The organism is Acinetobacter sp. Swhac1 (assembly GCF_013390985.1).
GTDB classification, from domain to species: domain Bacteria; phylum Pseudomonadota; class Gammaproteobacteria; order Pseudomonadales; family Moraxellaceae; genus Acinetobacter; species Acinetobacter towneri.
This window is the reverse complement of record NZ_JACASN010000013.1, coordinates 1-18,532: the sequence shown is the minus strand read 5'-3', so window position 1 is coordinate 18,532 and position 18,532 is coordinate 1. Positions and strand designations below refer to the sequence as shown.

The window sequence follows — 18,532 nt, the reverse complement described above, 5'->3', positions numbered from 1 at the left end:
CCACAAGGTTTAGAGCATAAAAACGGGAGTCAGTTTTGACTCCCTTTTTTATATTGCTTTGATTTTCAGATTATGCTTGAATCAATTGTGTCAACTCATCCACATAGTCCTGCATTGGGCGCGGGTTTTGATCACGACGGCTTTCAATATTTAAGCGCAATAATGGCTCAGTATTTGACGCACGTACATTCAAACGCCATGCCCTAAAGTCAAGACTCACGCCATCGGTTTGATCAATCGCTGGGTTTTGGCTGGCATAATGCTCAAAGATTTTTTTGATGGTGGCTTGAGTGTCGGCTACTTTAAAGTTAATTTCGCCCGAACATGGGAACTTGGCAATCATTTCTTCGACCAGACTCGATAGCGATTCTCCTGTTTCAGACAACACAGAAAGCACCAATAACCAAGGAATCATGCCGCTGTCACAATAGGCAAAATCACGAAAATAGTGGTGTGCACTCATTTCACCGCCGTAAACAGCATTGTGTTCACGCATCACATCTTTAATAAAGGCATGCCCAGATTTAGATTGAATCGCTTCACCCTGATATTGAGCGACCACATCAAAGGTATTCCAGACTAAACGTGGGTCATGCACGATTTTCTCGCCTGCTTGTTTGAGTAAAAATGCCTGTGCCAATAAGCCAACAATATAATAACCTTCAATGAATTGACCTTTTTCATCGAATAGGAAGCAGCGGTCAAAGTCACCATCCCATGCAATGCCCATGTCGGCTTGATGTTCTAATACGGCATTACGGGTACTGTCACGGTTTTCCACTAAAATTGGGTTGGGGATACCATTTGGGAAGGTGCCATCGGCATCATTATGAATTTTGACAAACTCAACAGGGATATTCAGGGCTTTGAATTTTTGCTCAATTGCATCGACCACATGCCCTGCAGCGCCATTGCCTGCATTCATGACCAGTTTCATTGGGCGAATTTTGCTAGGCTCGATATACGTCATTAAATGGTCAATAAATTGAGGCAAAATATTGTAGCTTTGAGTGCTACCTTTGTGCTCAACTGGGGTAAATTCGCCCGATTCTGCCAAAGCCTGAATGTCTTTTAGGCCGGTATCGGCACTAATCGGGCGCGCATTTTCACGTACCAGTTTCATGCCGTTGTAGTCCATGGGGTTATGGCTGGCAGTTACTTCAATGCCACCTTGCACGTCTAAATGAAAGGCTGCGAAATAGACTTCTTCTGTGCCTGTCATTCCCAAGTCGAGCACATTGACCCCTGCATCATTTAAACCACGAATGGTGGCCTGCTTTAAGCCTTCGCTGCTAAGGCGAATATCGCAGCCAATTACAACGGTTTTAGGTTGGTAAATTTGTCCGTAAGCACGACCAATTTTATAGGCAATCTCTTCATTGAGTTCTGTGCCCAATTTTCCGCGAATGTCATAGGCTTTAAAACAGGTTAATGTGCTCATGTATTGTCCTAAATATTTGGAAAAATCGTATTGCTGCCTATGATAATCGAACTGTGTGTAATGTGCTGTATAGAATGGAAGATCAATTGCTTGAAGATGTTTCAGGTCAAAGACTATGGATGAGAAAAGACGTGGTGATGGGCAAAGGTGTTTTTAATGAGTAAGAAGTTGGTTAAAATACGGCTCAGACTTATGTGTTCGATATGATTGAAGATGGAATTACAGAAAAGTACTTTAGAGCCAGAGCAGAAACTTTCTGCGCCACAGAAAAAATTTCAGAAATTATGTCAAAAAATTGAGCAGGAACAAGTACGTTTGAATGAATGGCAGACCGCACAAGCCGATATTCAGGCACGAGCCAGCCGAGAAATTTTACCAACCTATACGCAATTGCGTGAAATTATATTTCAGCAAATTCAACAATTGCTTCAGCAAAAACAACAAAAAATGACGGCAGCCCAACAAACTAAACTTGCTCAAAAAATTGAGCAACTCAGTTTACAGCTCTTAGATTCGCAGCAGATGTCTACCGAACAAGTTCAGTTTTTAACAGAATTGCTGAACAGTTATGGGCATCATATTGAATTGCTAGACACAGATGATGTGGATTTAAGATCTGAAGCTAAAACAGCAACAGAGTCAGAAGACGAAAATGTTGAACAATGTGAACAAAATAGTTTTGAACATGATGAGTCTGAACAAGAGCGCTTGGCACAGCTCAAGCTAGAAAGTTTGAAGCATTTTCTTTGTGAAGAATATGACCTAGATCTAGATTTTTTTGATTTTCAGCATGATCCATTAGATTTAGATGACTTTATAAAAAAATTTGAACAAAAAATGCAAGAACAAGATGAGCTGGATTTTTTAAGTCAGTTGAGTAGTGCGCAAAAAGCTTTTGCCGAACAGCAAATTGCCCGTGAAAAAGCCAAAGCAGCAAAAAAACAGCAACAGCGTGAAGAAGCCAAGAAACTAGCAAATCAGTCCATTAAAGCGATTTACTTAAAAATTACAGCGTGGATTCACCCAGATCGTGAGCAAGATGAGCAGAAAAAACAAGAAAAAACCGTATTGATGCAGCAAGCCAATCAGGCTTATGAAGCCAATGATTTATTGACATTGTTAAATTTGCAAATTCAGTTGGGTCAGCAGCATAATTTGTCTTTCGCCAATCAACAATTAAAAGCGTATAACCTGCTTTTAGAAGAACAGTTAGAAACTTTGCAAATGCAAGTAGATGACATTATTTACTCTTTTAATTGGAGTCAGTTTTTATATTCTAACCGTAAAATTAAAGTGCAGGATTTGTATCGAAAATATGAGCAAGACTATCGACATGTTCAACAAAAATTAGCTCGAGCGCAAGAGATACTGGAAAAATATCAAGACCTTAAACAATTAAAGCAATTGATGCGCAGTCAATATGTGTGGGAAATGCATGCTGTGATGATGTAGACATATTGAGGTTTGGCTTTGAATGTTTATGCAAAAAGTAGTCTTTATTTACAATATTCCTTTTGAGTGAATCCAAGTTATGCTCAGGTTGGGCCGTTCGGCTACTATTCTGAATTGACACCTTTGTCCGTTATAATTGTATAAACATTTTTAGTGTCTGGTAATTATGTCCTCATTGATCAATTTTCTATCTCGCTTTAGTACAGCAACTCTTCAGCGCAGTCTTAGCTATGCTAAACGCATTGATAGGGAAACGATTGAGTTCTTTGAGGAAAAAGACGGGGTTACGATGTATGCCCAAATTGAAGGGACAGATTATTACGATACTGCAATTACCTATAATCTTAAAAAGGACCGTTTAATTGATGACGACTGCACTTGTCCGGTTGGATATAACTGTAAACATGCTGCTGCTTTAGCGCGGTTATTCTTTCAGGAATATCGCCAGGAATTTCAGCAGCGTTATGCTGACTCTCAATCCCCGCAGGGAATCGCAAAACGCCTACGGGGGGATGATCAGGCACAGCGCTGGTTGAATGATTTTAAACGGTATTTACAACAGACTGAACCAGAGCAATCTGTCAAAACAAACAATTATTTAATTTACCTGTTAGATCAGTCTGTCAGCTTAAAGAAATTGACAGTTGATGTTCAGAAGGCCAGACGCAATAAAAACGGCTCAATTGCGGGGGAAAGTTATTATACCCAATATGAAAATATCACCAGAAAGCATCTGACTTTACCTGAACAAAAACGACAATTATTTAACCAGATTTATTATTATGCCAAAATAAACAGTGACGAACGTTTTTATCAAAGCAATCTTGATATCTCCGGAATTTTATTGGAGCATTTCAAATCTTTTATTCAAAGTGGCGATGTGTACTGGCAAAAAAAGAGCCATACTGCACTTCAATGGTCAGAACAAGGCTATCACATCGAACTGATCTGGCAACAAGGTGTAAACAAACAGACAGAGCATTTAAATATTGAATTGGTCAATGGTGATATTCGACTCGATTTAAAATCAAATCCACATATCCAAATTCTCGCTAGCCAGCCACCGTGTTATGTGGATATTCAACAGAACACGGTGGGCCAGTTATATGGTGAATATACGGCAAATCTTCTGTACCATTTTTTACAGATGCCTGATCTTCCATCTATGCTCTTGCCAGAGTTTGAGAAACTGACTCATCAATATTCAGACGTGAAAAATCTGCCTCAGCCCGAGTCTATTCAGCATATTGATGTCCTTGAGGGTAGTCCCCAGCCAATTTTACGCTTCGGTGTTTTAGATAAATTTGATTGGAAATGGGAAGAGTCTGTTTGTGCTGAAATTGAATTCTCCTATGCAGGCGGGCGAATTAAAGCAGGTACATCAGGTGACAGTTTCATTGGTGAGCAGCATGACAAAATGGTGCGACAGCTTCGGGACTTAGTTCAGGAACAACAGTCAATCCAGCGTTTACAGCTATTGGTCGAATCACTGAAGTGGGTGAAAGATCTTAGTTATGACCAGCAATTAAAACTGGATAAACAACGTCTCGATTCTATGGTTTTTGCTTTCTATGGAGACTGGATCAAACAGCTGATGCCCATCAATCAAATTGAGTTGATGGGCTGGCAGATAGAGCATCTGGAAAACAGCCCCTTTAACCTGCAATATGTTGAAAATTTAAATATTTCTATCACTGAATCTGAAGGCCAGCAGGACTGGTTCAATATCGGGGCGACGGTTCAAGACAGTGCAGGCAATTCTTATAATTTACTTGATGCGCTCGTAGCTTTGGTGCGAGTAAATCCTGATTTACTTGATCCGCGGACTTTTATTCATCTGCATGACAGTCAAATTTTCACCGTGAAAACTGCAGTTGATCAACCTGATTTGGCGCTATCCGCTAGGGATATTAAGCCGGTATTATTGCATCTGCAGAGCATTTTACAGCAAGAAGAGCGCAGTATTGATCGCTATGATGCGAGTCAATTATTAGAATTGCAGCATAATCTTGGGATGACATGGCAGGTCAGTGATCGCCTGCAGAAATTTGTACATAAATTCAAACAAGGCTATCAGCAACAACTGCCGACACCACAAGGTTTTCAGGGGGAGTTGCGTCTATACCAGCAGCAGGGCTTAGGCTGGTTACAGTTTTTAAGGGAAACCCAGCATGGCGGGATTCTGGCAGATGATATGGGCTTGGGGAAAACAGCACAAACTTTAGCCCATTTACTCATGGAAAAGCAGGCTGGATATTTGCAGGATAGTCCCGCCTTAATTGTTGCACCCACATCGCTGATGCATAACTGGTTCAAAGAAGCGGAAAAATTTACTCCTGAGCTCAAGGTACTGCTGCTACAAGGCCCCGACCGCCATCAGTATTTTGAGCAGATTCCGCACTATGATATTGTGTTAACCACCTATCCGCTTCTGGCGAGAGATGAAGAGCAACTAAAGCAATATGAATATCATCAACTCATTTTGGATGAGGCGCAGAATATCAAAAATCCGCGCGCCAAAGCTGCACAGGTAGTACGGCAATTAACAGCGCGACATCGTCTATGTCTAACCGGTACACCTATGGAAAATCATTTGGGTGAGCTGTGGGCACTATTTTATTTCCTGATGCCAGGATTTTTATATTCACAAGAAATTTTTAATAAAAAGTACCGTCATCCAATTGAAAAGCGCGGTGATGAGCAGTTAAGACAAAAGTTGGTCAACCGGATTAAGCCCTTCATTTTACGTCGCTTGAAAACTGACGTAGCCAAAGAGTTGCCAGAAAAAACCACGATTGAAGTCAATATTGATATGAATGACCAGCAATCCAAGTTATATGAGGCTGTTCGTGCCACGATGCAGGCAAGCATTCAGAAAATTGTGGCAGAAAAAGGCTTTAAACGTAGTCAAATTCAAATTTTAGATGCCTTACTGAAGCTACGTCAGGTGTGCTGCCATCCTAGCTTACTAAAGCTGGATTCAGTGAAAATTGGGCAGGCGCATTCTGCCAAACTTGAACAGTTGATGGATATGGTCGTTCCAATGGTGGAAGAGGGGCGAAAAATTCTTATCTTCTCTCAGTTTACCTCAATGTTGGAACTGATTGAACAACAGTTCCATCACGCAGAAATTGGCTATGTGAAGCTGACTGGAAAGACCAAAAAGCGAGATGAAGTCATTACAGCGTTTCAGTCTGGACAAGTGCCGGTATTTTTAATCAGTCTGAAAGCAGGAGGGGTCGGTTTGAATCTAACTGCCGCAGATACGGTCATTCACTATGATCCATGGTGGAACCCTGCTGCTGAAGATCAAGCTTCAGATCGTGCATGGCGGATTGGACAGGACAAGCCGGTATTTGTCTATAAGCTGATTACTAATAAAAGCATAGAAGAAAAAATTCTTGCCTTACAGCAAAATAAAGCAGAACTGGCACACTCTATTCTAAGTACAGATCATGAAGGCGAAGCGAAACTGACGGAAAATGACGTGATGAACTTGTTTGAGAAATTTTAGTTTGGTTTCAGATTACCCTAATCATCTGTAAGTATCTGAAAGTCTGGATGCAATTTTTTCCAATGTTCTCTTAATTTTTCTTTATGAACAGAAATCATAGGTAAGTCTAGTAATAGCACTGGCCATACCGACCGTGCTTTGTCCATGATCGCGTGAAGTTGTTTTTCAATAACACGCCATGGAACACCGACTTTTTCAGCCCATTGTTCAAAGTGTTTCATCTCAGCTAAATACCAATCTTTATTTTTGGCAAGATTTAAGGCGAAATGACGCTCATTTTCAATATATACACTTGTCATCAATATATCGTATGCAGGGGATAATCTTGGCGTTGTTTTATCGTGATAAATCATACTCCAGTTCTTTAAGTGTGCATCTCCATTGGCGAGTAAAATATTGACGAGTAAACGGCTGGCAAATTGCTGAATATCAAAAATTTTGTTATCTGAATAGTGATAAATGATCTTACCGATCTGCTCATAATTTGTGGTGCTGTATTTCTGGTGTGGATATGAACCAAAGATCTGAGCAAAATCTTCAATATGAATAAGCTCTGTAGTATTAGCAGTACTCTGCCTATCGAATCTCTTAATTGCAAAAGCATATTGCTCTTGGGGTAGATTTAATGGTGGAAGGTCTTGTAAGAGTGCCATATCTACCAAACGAATCTCTGGGATATCTATTCCGACCATTTTGGCAAGGATCATCATAGAGTATTCATTCAGCGGAACAAAAGCATGTCTGGTAGAAGGAGTTTTGACAATCCAATCACCGAGTAGGTTGGATTCCGTTGCCTGTGCTAATGTAAAACGCCCATCTTTGGCTTTCATGGAAAACTTCATTTGGACGCCAGCCAAGGAAAACTTATTATTTGTCCGAATCTCTTGTTTTAATATCTGATCTGGATTCGAGATCTGAAGCTTAAATTTTATTCCATCTGGGATTTCTTCTGGATCTACTGGGGTTGCAATCAGTGCCCCAGGTAAGTCATGACCTAAAGCTGCCAATAACTGAAATTCATTGTCTATATGTATTTTGAGGCTTTGTGCTATGAGTTCGCGTAATGCACCTTCTGGTAGCAGATTTGATAGCAAGGGGTGTAAGCGCTGATGTGTAACATAGGTCTTTTCTAAAATCTTATCCGCTTGAGGATATAAAGGGGAAGTCAGCAGGCTCAAGGTCGAACGTTGCTGATCCAAGTGAAAAGAATCTGTGAAAACCAGAATATTTTTTCCGCTCTGAAATCCTGCCAAGTATCCAACGACAACGTGATGTAATGTTAATTTCAGGACTGCAACAGTATTCATGGTTCCTCTCCTCCGAGAAGACCTTTCCATGGGTTAGACATTAAGTCATCTTGATCTTCAATAGTGACTTTAATTTCATCATTCAATAATTGTCTAATCAAATGAACCTTATCATCTGGGATGAGCATCAGTTGAGCATTTAGTCCTGCCGCAATAATTTCTAAGGTATCTAATCGAGGATTGCCTTGACTTTCCAGTTTTTGGTACTGCTGTCTTGAAATGCCTGTACGTGATTGCATATCAACTTGCTTTAAACCCAATAGGGTTCGTCTTTTTTTGACTTGCTGTAGTAAAGACTTATTTAGTGTAGACATATTTATTGCTTTTTGGTGGTATAAGAAGCATATTAGTTGCTTTTTTATTAAGAAGCAATGACAGAAATTATTAACAGGCTCCGCGGCATCAATATTTAGGATCTAGGCAAGCTGATCTTGTTTAACATAAGCCACTTAGTAGTAGCTAATACTATCTTTTGTTTTGGAGTTTTTTTTATCTTGTATGATTGATACTCTGGAGCATCATCTACACGGTTTTTTGTTCACAGTTTTGAAAGAGCACTTTTGTAAACATACTTTTTAAGTATAAAAATTTCTTATGAAGTAAAATATTGAATAAAACAACAATAAAAAAGCCCCAGTCATTCAACTGAGGCTTTTAGAATCTGGAGCGGGAAACGAGACTCGAACTCGCGACCCCAACCTTGGCAAGGTCACCGAGATTTATACCATTAAATGATGTTAATTTTAAGTATATGATTTAATTGAATGTGATTAGTTTTTAGTGGGGCAAAATTTTTAGCAATTTAGATCATTTAAGGGTATTTTGGTCACTTTATATTGGAAATTTTTGTCTATAAAAGTCACCTATGTTTTAATACTGATTTTCATGAAAAATAACAACAGTATATGATTTAATATAATGATTGTTAATCCTCATGAAAATGTTTTATATTCAATTCAATAAATGAATATTATGCTCAATCCTATTTTGGATCATTTGGAGAGTCTCTGCTTGAATTTGTCTAGGTAATAGATCATGAGCGATATTCCTGAATCGGATTACAACCTTACAAATCGAACTAATAATTTCATAGGGCTTTGTTGCACAAATAGCTAACACTATGATTTTATTATATTTATTTTTATTAAAATTTTAGGAAAACCCTTAAAAATCAGCATCTTGCAAAATATTTATGCAACAAAGCCTTGCATAAATATATAAGCCATTGATTTTATTAAATTAAAATCCTGACTGAAAAACAATCAAATCCTATAAAATCATATAGTTAGGAAATCTTTGTGCAACAAAGCCCCTAGAGTTTATACTATTTGATTATCGTTGCTCAGAGTTCAAATTTTTATTACAAGCAGCTTAAAGATGAGAAACTATCATGAGATACATCAGTAACTTGAATACCCCAAGTACTTTTGCATCTTTACTTTTGAAGCAGAATTTAATTCGCCTTTCATTTTCATTCAAGCTGAAGTTTTCTGCCCGTAATGTTAAATCCTGTAATGTCTTTTTGAGCTCTGTCTTGCTCTGTTGAGAGAGTTCTAAATGAAGATATTTTTTCGGAAATAAACTATGAATAAAAGAAAGAAGTTTCTTCAGTTGCCGTTTTTCATTCAGTTCAAAAATTAACTGGGCTGAATTGGGCTGAACTTTTTCAAGATAAATTGAGTAGATCGTATGAAGCTGTTTTTTGTATTTACTTTGTACATTTGCATAACGCTCCTGAACATGTTGAATGACTTTTTTTTCCTCCTGATTGGTTGGCAACATGGTGACCAATGCATTCGGAGTTTTCCTTAAAAAATCTGTGGTAAATAACCTCGATGATTTTTTTTGGTTTACACAGGAGGTTTTCAAATGTAGGGCTCTGGCACGTAATTTTTGCGCGATTTGCAAAGGAATGGCTTCAGGTAACAGAAGATCTTGCTCTTTTTCTACTGCAAGAATGTGATGCAATAATTCAAAAGTCATCTCTGAGTCATGAGCTCCTAGCATCAGTGAATCAGGCGATTTCTGTTGTTCTGGTTTATATTGATGATCATGTTGCCTGTAACGGTCTTTAGTGAGTTGATCAAATAAAAACTGTTTGATCGCCCGTTGCTGAACAGGATATTTAATAGCATCATCATGTTTCAGAATATTAAAATAGGCTTCTTTAGGAAGTGGGCTGTGCATTTGATTCAGCTGGTAGCTAATTGCCAGATGCATTAAATGCAGATAGCTTGAACAGGTCGTGTCAGGGGTTAGGTGCCCGGCAAAATGAGAAAGTGCATACCAGGTTTGCTGAGTATTTCTGTTTCGCAACAATGCATAACGGATACGTAATTGCTCATGTGGGCTATAGTCAGTAAATGCATCTGAAAGTGTTGAGTTTTTTAAAATCAGGTAAAGATGATTAAATGCAGAATGGCGCAGACTATGGTAAGTAAAATTGTGTTCTCCAAAAACTGGCTGGATCAATTGTTTCAATAGGGAATTCACTTCATTTTCATGAGTTTCTTCTAAGGACTGTTTTAAAAACAGCGGTTGTGCAACTGATTTTCCTTGTTCTTTTAGCAGACGTTTTCTATTCAGACTATATGTTTTAAATGCATGTAATTCGTCGGCTTTAAGTAGATGATGCAGGGGAATCTTGCGGTAAGCTGAGTAGCTTTTTTGATTTTTATTGCGATTGTTGCGAATAGTGATTATCATAGCATCTTCACTAATAAATAGATCACGTACGAAGATATTCAATGTTTCATTGATCCGTAGTCCGACTCTGAACCCCAAAATAAAAATCAGTTTAAATATATTTTTATCCTGAATCGAAATATTTTGAGTATTTTCGAGCTGCTCTAGCATGTGGTGAAAAATATGGGGCGAGATCAATGCGGTTCTGCAGATTTTTACCTGGATTAAATTATCCAGATCAACAGTGGGTGCGTTAAAAAATAAGGTCTGTTTGTGATGAAACTCCTGTAGACGTTTTTGTAGAGTTGCTCTAGTTGTTTCTTTCTTTAATAGAAGCATTTCTCCATACAGATCTTCAAAATCAGCATCTGAAAATGATGAAATATCTTTGTCTTGCGTTGCCTGCAGCCAATGGACTGCAAACTGTGAAAACATGGTCTTCAGAGAACTTTGCTTGAGCGGCTGAAAATCTGCACGTATAAGCTTGCGCTTAAATCGTTGCTGCTGCTGAATAATATGATTTAGAAGGTCCAGTTGAGGTTCCGTTAATTTTGAGCGTAGTATGCTCCACAGCAGCAAACGTTCCAAGGCTGGAGATTGTTCTTTAGCATATAATTCTATGAGTTGATCGCTATAGTTTTTTGCACGAATAGCTTGACGTATTTCTACTAAAATATCGGCAACATCTAATGCAATAGTGACTTTAGACTGGTCTTGAGGGTTTTCATAAACTTCCTGAATCGTATGGGTAGGCGTGGGTTCAGGCTGACTAAAATAAGCTGCTAATTGTTTTTCGAGAGGACTGGAACTATAAATTTCATTTTTTAAGATACAAATGGACATTTGATCCAGCCCGCTGTTTTTCAGGAACTGTGTATAGTAAAAACCGTATTTTAACAGGTCTTTACAACGCACCTTTTCCTCAGGGAAGCATTCAATAATACAAGCGTTAATCAGATGTTCTGCATCTTCAATATCCGAAAATAAATCAAATTTTTGATGTTTTAGTCTGTAGATCCAGCATTTCACAATGTCGTGTAGCACAAACGTTTTGGTATAGCTGACTGAAAAATCAGGGTCATATATACGCTGATTACCGAAATTCCGGTTCGGGATATCAAGTGAAACAATATGATTCAGGTTTAAAAAACTTTGAAATTTCTTTGTTTTTAAAATGATTTTTAAAAACTTTTGTAGTTCGTTCTCATTATAAATGCCATTAAATAATATTGAACTGATCAAACAGAAGCCAAGTGATTGAGTTAGACTGAAGTCATTATGTTTTGTCCAGTAAGCAATCATATTTTGGGCAAATTGAGTAACTTTTTTACCATGTTTTAAGGTTTCAATATTTTGCTCGGGAGGAGTTCTTTCGTGCTTAATGGGAGCGGCGGGCACCGGATAGTTTTGATTCGATGAACGATTAAAGCGCTTAATATATTTAGCAAATTCTATACGTGCTATCTGGTAGCTTCGGATATTTGACTTATAGTGCTCTAAAAGTCGATCGTCAACTTGTCGAAAAATTTCTGGATAGTTTTCGGGTGTCAGTTTTGTGAATTTTTCGCTAAATAATTGCAAAAGAAACACTTTTCTCTCTCTATGCTTTTTTAATCGTTTTAGCGAGTGTGGATGTCTGCTCATTTAATCATGAACCCGTTGAATGTCGACATACTTTTAAGCTCTAATATTTCAATTAGCTTATCTTGTGCTGTTCTGATTTGATCGTAATCAGTCGCCTGAAAAGCTGAATAGCGGTCAAACAGTCCTTGCATTGCTTCGTCATGACCAAAGATGCCCTTAACTATATCTTCATTGCAGTATTGGGCAAAAAAATAACGAGCAAAGTGGCGGGTCCAATTGCGCTGAAGGGCTATTTCTGTACAGAATTTTTGAATATCAGAAAGTTCTAAATTTCGGATATCTCCTTGTGGATCGTAAAATAATAGAAAGGGGCGTTCACCCTCGAAGACCTCATGGATTGCTTGTACTTGTTCATTGGACAGATAGGCCTTTGTGAGGTGGAGAAAGTATTTTAAATATTTTAGGTAATGCTGTATTTCATCACGAAGATAATCGTTAAATGGTAGATATCGTCCAATGGTGCCCGAATAACGCTGCTCTTTATCTGCAACAGCCATCAATTGATTGTCGAGGTCAAGATAATCTAGATTGGGTGGGAAAGACTCACTTGGTCGTGCTGACGTTATCAGCATGCAAATATGCCACAGCCAGATTGAATAATGATTTAACGTCTGAAATGGATTCGGATGTTCCCGCACTCGTTGGTCAAGCTGGTGAAAAAATGATTTAACAAATGGTAGATTAGGTGTCTGCTGACTACCAAAAGAATGCGGGTTACTGAATTCTTCAAGATATTCAGTTTCCAGCTGAGGAACAGTCAAAGTTAGAATTTGAGTATAAATATTAATAATATCCACGATTTGTGTTGAAGAGTAATGGCATGGAATATAGTGCTGAACACTTTCTCCATTAAGCAATTTGCTTTCCAGTTCATACTCAAGTTCATTCAATGCAATATCACTGAGTAAGCGCGGAAGATTTTGTGTTGTTAACTGGAAGGTCAGCCCTTTATTAATTTTTTGTAAATACTCCTGTATCTTGGAATCAATCTCAACACCATCCATTTTTTTCAACTGACTTAGATTTTCCAGATAATATTGAGGCAGAGGAATCGTAAAAGAATTCACGGTATTCAACCGATGTTTTCTTAAAACAAAATCCTTGAATTTAGAGACTTCAAAGCTTTGCTTAAAGAAACATTTTTGGGGTTGCAGTGATACTTCTTTGTTTTTTGTACTGACTCGTAAATTTTTTTGAAATACCGGCAGATCTTTATAATGAGTAAGACTGAGGACTGAAAATAAAAGCAGGGTATGAATTGGAGAGTTTTCTGCCTGTTCTAATAAAATTTGCATAATGTACTGTGCGGTAGGCAAATCGAAGACCCGAGGATTCGGCTTGCTCATTAGCTCATTCTTGTTTTGATGCAGAATTTTACTTTTCAGATTTACGATTTGGGCAGTGACAGAATGTTGCTCTAATCCAGTAAATTCAAAGTTATGATCTTCAACTTTTTCTACAGTTTTATCCTCAAGGGGCTGTTTTGCCACACCTCGCTCAAAATGAGTTTGATATGTTTTTTCTCCATCAAGTGAAATTCTTAATGTCTTTTTAACGTCAGTTTGAGACGGTTTTGGGATGTTTGGATTACTTTGACGATTTCTTTTTTGACGTTCTGATTGAGTATGGGTATACGTATAAATAACGCGGATTTCTGCCAGTTGGCCCATTTCCCTTTTCTCTAAACTCTCTTTAGATTCGTCAAATAATTCCCCATTTTCAGTCTCAGTATTTTTTAGAAATTTAACTAGCTCTTCTAATTCAATTGGAAGAGACGGTAAAAAATTGTAAAGCCAATAGTATTCTTTCTTTGTACTTGCTAAACGAAAACGCCTACATAGATTAGCTACAGTTGCTGTATGTTCTTTACTATTCAGTAACTCGATACATTGAGTATTGAAAATAGCCCATTTCAGTGCAGTTGATTGATATGCTGATGGGGTGTTAATAACTGCAACAAGATAATGAACCAGAGGGTAGTCACTGATTGATTTGTCTGCAAGTTTTTGATTTATAATATTGTTGATTTCAACGATTTCAGTAGGTTTAATGAAGTCATTGAGTTTGATAGAATCCTGATAATTTTCCAGCTTTGCTTTCGCCAGTGCTTGATAGAAGTATCGAAACGGCTCAAGCTTTAATTCTTGAGTATCTTCTAAGTAACTATATCCGTTCATGATGATATTCCAGCCAGAATTTTTTCTAATGAAAGTGGACCAGCATAATTTGAAATAGAACTTACTGGACTTTTGGATTTAGACAGTCCTGATAATTCTCGTAGATAATTGATAGTTAAAACTTTCTGACCGAAAACTTCCTGAAGATGTGCAGCTAAGTATTCTTCATTTAGCCAATTTGCAATGATGTCTAAGCCATGAATGGAGTGGTGTAATCCGGAACACAGTAAGGCCTTTACTTCGCTTAAAGCCTGGATGGTGAATTCGTAGGAATTATTTTTTTCATAAGCTCTGAACTTAAATTCATTTTTATTCTTGTTGTAAGAATAGGCATAGATCCAGCTGAAATGACTACTAAAAAAATAGTGATCAGGTTTGTCTGTTGTCAGAACAGGAATGTCGACTTTTTGTTGAAAAGTAAAATCCAAATGATAGTTTTGCTGTTTCTCATTAAGCTGAAAAAATAGAGCAATCCAGATTTGGTAGGCATGCATACATTTTGGATAACACATTAATTGTAAGTTTTTTGAAGATACACGATGACTTTCAATAGCTTTTTTTTTATAGACATATGCTGATGTCTCCCCATATTTATGCCAAGTGGCTGAAAAATAAGCTATAATATTCACGTATTTTTTATAGGAGAGTCAAGGGTTGTGCGCCCTATATTGTGTTATTAAATTGTAAATTTCACTATATATAGTGTTTTTAATCTTTTTAGGGCTTTGTTGCACAAACCTATCTGTAAAGGCTTTTTCAGCGATATAATTTTCAAATGAAGAAGCCTACACACAAAATCTACCGCACAACCAATTGGCCCGCATACAACCGAGCACTCATGAGTCGCGGAAATATTGCCATTTGGTTTGATCCTGCTACGCAATGGTATGCGCCATCAAAAGGCAAACAAGGGCGAAATCAAACCTACTCCGACGCAGCCATCCAATGCTGCTTAATGATTAAATCCTTATTCCGTCTGTCTTTACGTATGGTCACTGGCTTTGTGCAAAGTCTGATTAAACTTTGCGGATGAGCAGCCCCGAATATCAGTGATATTCTTACACCACGCTTTGTAGAAGACAAAAGCATATTGATATTGTAATCAGCTACCAAAAAAGTAGCGATGGGCTGCATCTACTCATGGACTCTACAGGCATGAACTTTCTAGGTGAGGGCGAATGGAAACGAAAGAAACATGGACCTGAATATCGTCGCCAATGGCGTAAACTACATATTGGTATAGATGCTAAAACCCTACAAATACGCGCTATTCAGCTCACAACCAATAATGTCAGTGATTCACAGGTGCTTGGTGATTTACTTAATCAGATTCCACAAGATGAGCGGATTGATTCTGTTTATACCGATGGAGCTTATGACACCAAGCAATGCCGTCAGGTCATTGCAGATCGGCAAGCGCATGCGGTGATTCCACCTAGAAAAAATGCGAAACTATGGAAAGATACAAAGAATAGCTCGCTAGAGCGAAACGAATGACTTCGAACAGTTACACGTTTAGGCAGGACACTCTGGAAAAAATGGTCAGGCTATCATCGGCGAAGTTTGGTTGAAACTAAGATGCATTGCATCAAATTATTAGGAGATAAGCTCAGTGCAAGGAGTTTTGATAGCCAAGTGAATGAGATCCATGCACGTGTAGTCGTCCTTAACAGATTTACGGAATTAGGTCGACCACTTACCCAAGTTACGCCTTAAATTTGGCTCAATTAGGGGCGCTTTGCATTTAAAATCTTTGTGCAACAAAGCCGCTTCTACTCCAAAAATCTGACAGTCATGCCTTTGCGAACAATTTTAGACAAATTATTTGCGTCCCAATTGGTCAATCGAATACACCCATGCGAAGCTGTTTTAGAAATTAAAGCAGGGTTTGGCGTACCATGAATTCCAAAAGAAGGTCGAGATAAACCAATCCAAATATTTCCAACTGGATTATTCGGTCCGGGCGGTAAACTAAGAGGTTTAAGATTTTTGCCTTGAATAAAATTCTTAGGGTTATAGCTGTAGTGTGGATTTGGCACAATGCTCCCAATCACATGAGTGCCAGATGGTGAGGGATTATCTTCACTACCAATGGTTGCAGGAAAAGAAGCAATCATCTTATTTTGTTGATCAAGCAAATATAATTGTTTTGAGCCTTTGTGCGCGATAATCATTTTTATATTTTTTGGCAACGTGTTTTTCACATTTGCCACAATAATCTTTTCACCGACTTTATTAAAACTTGCGCCTGAATTTATTTTTTGTAAAAACAATTCATCCATGTGAAATTTTTCACCGAGCATTTCAGTCACGCGAGTGTAATACAAACCTCGCATCTTTGATTGTTCAGCATAATCTACAGGAATAGATTGAGCATAAGGCCCCTTCAAGTCTTGTGCGGTAATGGTGTACTCAATAAACGTCGGATGAGTCGTATCTTCATTTAAAAGCCGCCAAGTATTTGCATCTAACACTCCGTCACCACTTAAACCCTTCATGATCTGAAAAGCCGAAATGGCTTTAACGGTATTTAATCCCAATGTGCCATCAATTGCCCCTGGAGATGAATAATGACGACTTAACAGCACTTGTAATTTTGCGTAAACAGGAAGATAGCCTTTTTCAAGATTGTCTGACCATTCAGCTTTATTTAGATTATCTAAAGACCATGTGCTGGGTTGATTTAACAATGCCAAATTGTTCTGATCATTAGTTGAAATACTAAGTAGACTGTGCGGTTCTCGTGCGTTTGCATAAGTTGAAAAAATACAGATATTACTCAAGCAAATAATTAAGAAACGACTCAACATAGTAGCTAATCCCAAGGTAAAACGATTTATCAAAATGACAAAACCAATAGTTTAAATAAAGTTAAATAAATGCGCCTTTGTAATAATTTTAGTTAAAAAAATGCCAACTTAAGAAGGTAAATGTATATGGACTGTAACACTAATATTGTATATTAATTAACTAAACTAGGATAATTTCGTGTCCGCGCTAAATAAATTTAGCCATATAGGCATAAATAATTGATATGGCTAAACATTTAAATTGAGGTAAAGTTATAAATGAATACAACAGTAAAAGTAATCTCGGTTGACGGTGATGTTTGGCGCTTTTCCAATACAAATAAAAAATTAATTCTAAAAAAAGGGGCGAAACTTCAGGCAAAGGATGTATTGCATCTTTCTGAAGAAAGCAATGTCGTATTGCAGCTTTCAAATGGTCGTGTAGTCGAAATACACGGCAAAGATTTAATCAATAACGATGGTAATTTCAGTCTTAATTCCTTACTGGTCGAGTCAAATTCAGATATCGACAAAATTGTAAATTTTGCAAAATCATTTCAGCAAATGAATGAATCTGAACAACAAAATGATGTTGTTCGCTTAGACGACGGTCGCGTATTCAAAAAAGAGGGTAAAGATTACGTTGAAATTGCAGGAGAGTCTTTTGAGGGTGATCCTGAGGCAACACAAGGCGGCCACCGTTTTGTCCAGATTGCTAGAGTGGGTGAAACTTCTATAGCTGATGGCATTAACCCTTTGATGCTGAATAGGGTGGTCGATAATATTCCACCTTTAGGGATTGAATATCCAGCATCCTTATCAGTTATTAAGCCTTTTGAACATGGTTTGGGCGGTGGAAGTTGGATGCCATTGTCTGTATCTACACTAACAGGAAATACCCCCCCTGTTGCAGTGAATGATAGCTACACCACGCCGCACAACACCCCAGTGGTTCTCAATCCACTACAAGGTGATACCGATCCAGAAAATGACGCCTTAAGCATTACCAGCATTAACGGCGTCACCCTGACACCAGGTACAGCACAGAGCATTCCTGTAACCAATGGCGTTGTGACTGTTGCTGCTGATGGCACCATCACCTTTACTCCAAATACAGGATTTGTGGGTCAAGTTAGCTTCCCATACACCATCAGCGATGGTCATGGCGGTACTAGTCAAGCAATTGAAACCATTACGATAACAAATACTGCACCTGCTGCGGTGAATGATAACTACACCACGCCGCACAACACCCCAGTGGTTCTCAATCCACTACAAGGTGATACCGATCCAGAAAATGACGCCTTAAGCATTACCAGCATTAACGGCGTCACCCTGACACCAGGTACAGCACAGAGCATTCCTGTAACCAATGGCGTTGTGACTGTTGCTGCTGATGGCACCATCACCTTTACTCCAAATACAGGATTTGTGGGTCAAGTTAGCTTCCCATACACCATCAGCGATGGTCATGGCGGTACTAGTCAAGCAATTGAAACCATTACGATAACAAATACTGCACC

The 18,532-nt window shown here is 38.3% G+C and carries 10 protein-coding genes and 2 pseudogenes; 4 read left to right on the top strand and 8 right to left on the bottom strand.

Features of this window, described 5'->3' with window-relative positions; translation table 11 throughout:
• Nucleotides 1-70: 70 nt before the first annotated feature.
• Nucleotides 71-1,441: a phosphomannomutase CpsG gene (locus tag HX743_RS08400; RefSeq protein WP_178318968.1), complete on the bottom strand. Its 1,371-nt coding sequence runs from the start codon at nt 1,439-1,441 to the stop codon at nt 71-73.
• A 213-nt stretch (nt 1,442-1,654) separates the two neighbouring features.
• Here HX743_RS08400 and HX743_RS08395 point away from each other — a divergent pair, with 213 nt between their 5' ends.
• Both HX743_RS08395 and HX743_RS08390 read left to right on the top strand, forming a co-directional pair.
• Nucleotides 1,655-2,893 carry a hypothetical protein gene (locus HX743_RS08395; protein ID WP_178318967.1) on the top strand — a complete coding sequence of 413 codons (1,239 nt, stop codon included), beginning with the start codon at nt 1,655-1,657 and terminating at the stop codon, nt 2,891-2,893.
• A gap of 166 nt (nt 2,894-3,059) precedes the next feature.
• Nucleotides 3,060-6,407 (top strand): DEAD/DEAH box helicase, encoded by a 3,348-nt coding sequence (locus HX743_RS08390; protein ID WP_178318966.1) that lies wholly within the window; start codon nt 3,060-3,062, stop codon nt 6,405-6,407.
• Nucleotides 6,408-6,424: 17 nt separating this feature from the next.
• On the opposite strand, the gene HX743_RS08385 is transcribed toward HX743_RS08390, so the two are convergent.
• The 6 genes and pseudogenes from HX743_RS08385 to HX743_RS08360 form a co-directional block, all read right to left on the bottom strand.
• Complete coding sequence (locus HX743_RS08385; protein WP_178318965.1) at nt 6,425-7,714, bottom strand: type II toxin-antitoxin system HipA family toxin; 1,290 nt, start codon at nt 7,712-7,714, stop codon at nt 6,425-6,427.
• Complete coding sequence (locus HX743_RS08380) at nt 7,711-8,028, bottom strand: helix-turn-helix domain-containing protein (protein WP_004883943.1); 318 nt, start codon at nt 8,026-8,028, stop codon at nt 7,711-7,713. Before HX743_RS08380 ends, HX743_RS08385 begins: the two co-directional genes overlap by 4 nt.
• A gap of 637 nt (nt 8,029-8,665) precedes the next feature.
• Nucleotides 8,666-8,803, bottom strand: a pseudogene (locus HX743_RS08375) (type II toxin-antitoxin system HipA family toxin); the annotation flags it as partial.
• Nucleotides 8,804-9,085: 282 nt separating this feature from the next.
• A complete protein-coding gene (locus HX743_RS08370) occupies nt 9,086-12,043 on the bottom strand; it encodes a tyrosine-type recombinase/integrase (protein ID WP_178318964.1) in 2,958 nt (985 codons plus the stop codon).
• A complete protein-coding gene (locus HX743_RS08365) occupies nt 12,040-14,220 on the bottom strand; it encodes a hypothetical protein (protein ID WP_070153700.1) in 2,181 nt (726 codons plus the stop codon). Before HX743_RS08365 ends, HX743_RS08370 begins: the two co-directional genes overlap by 4 nt.
• Nucleotides 14,217-14,849: a hypothetical protein gene (locus HX743_RS08360; RefSeq protein ID WP_227515211.1), complete on the bottom strand. Its 633-nt coding sequence runs from the start codon at nt 14,847-14,849 to the stop codon at nt 14,217-14,219. The genes HX743_RS08365 and HX743_RS08360 overlap by 4 nt, the downstream gene beginning before the upstream one ends.
• A 146-nt stretch (nt 14,850-14,995) precedes the next feature.
• Here HX743_RS08360 and HX743_RS08355 point away from each other — a divergent pair.
• Nucleotides 14,996-15,936 (top strand): annotated as a pseudogene (locus tag HX743_RS08355) (IS5 family transposase).
• 56 nt (nt 15,937-15,992) lie between these two features.
• On the opposite strand, the gene HX743_RS08350 reads toward HX743_RS08355, so the two are convergent.
• A complete protein-coding gene (locus tag HX743_RS08350) occupies nt 15,993-17,030 on the bottom strand; it encodes a L,D-transpeptidase (protein ID WP_136695037.1) in 1,038 nt (345 codons plus the stop codon).
• A gap of 258 nt (nt 17,031-17,288) precedes the next feature.
• On the opposite strand from HX743_RS08350, the gene HX743_RS08345 reads away from it, so the two are divergent.
• Nucleotides 17,289-18,532 (top strand): Ig-like domain-containing protein (locus tag HX743_RS08345; RefSeq protein ID WP_178318963.1); only part of this gene is annotated, 1,244 nt, incomplete at its 3' end.

Excerpts from the sequence above, each read along its gene's own strand:
- HX743_RS08400 (WP_178318968.1), bottom strand. The coding sequence starts at position 1,441 with ATGAGCACATTAACCTGTTTTAAAGCCTATGACATTCGCGGAAAATTG.
- HX743_RS08395 (WP_178318967.1), top strand. The coding sequence starts at position 1,655 with ATGGAATTACAGAAAAGTACTTTAGAGCCAGAGCAGAAACTTTCTGCG.
- HX743_RS08390 (WP_178318966.1), top strand. The coding sequence starts at position 3,060 with ATGTCCTCATTGATCAATTTTCTATCTCGCTTTAGTACAGCAACTCTT.
- HX743_RS08385 (WP_178318965.1), bottom strand. The coding sequence starts at position 7,714 with ATGAATACTGTTGCAGTCCTGAAATTAACATTACATCACGTTGTCGTT.
- HX743_RS08380 (WP_004883943.1), bottom strand. The coding sequence starts at position 8,028 with ATGTCTACACTAAATAAGTCTTTACTACAGCAAGTCAAAAAAAGACGA.
- HX743_RS08370 (WP_178318964.1), bottom strand. The coding sequence starts at position 12,043 with ATGAGCAGACATCCACACTCGCTAAAACGATTAAAAAAGCATAGAGAG.
- HX743_RS08365 (WP_070153700.1), bottom strand. The coding sequence starts at position 14,220 with ATGAACGGATATAGTTACTTAGAAGATACTCAAGAATTAAAGCTTGAG.
- HX743_RS08350 (WP_136695037.1), bottom strand. The coding sequence starts at position 17,030 with ATGTTGAGTCGTTTCTTAATTATTTGCTTGAGTAATATCTGTATTTTT.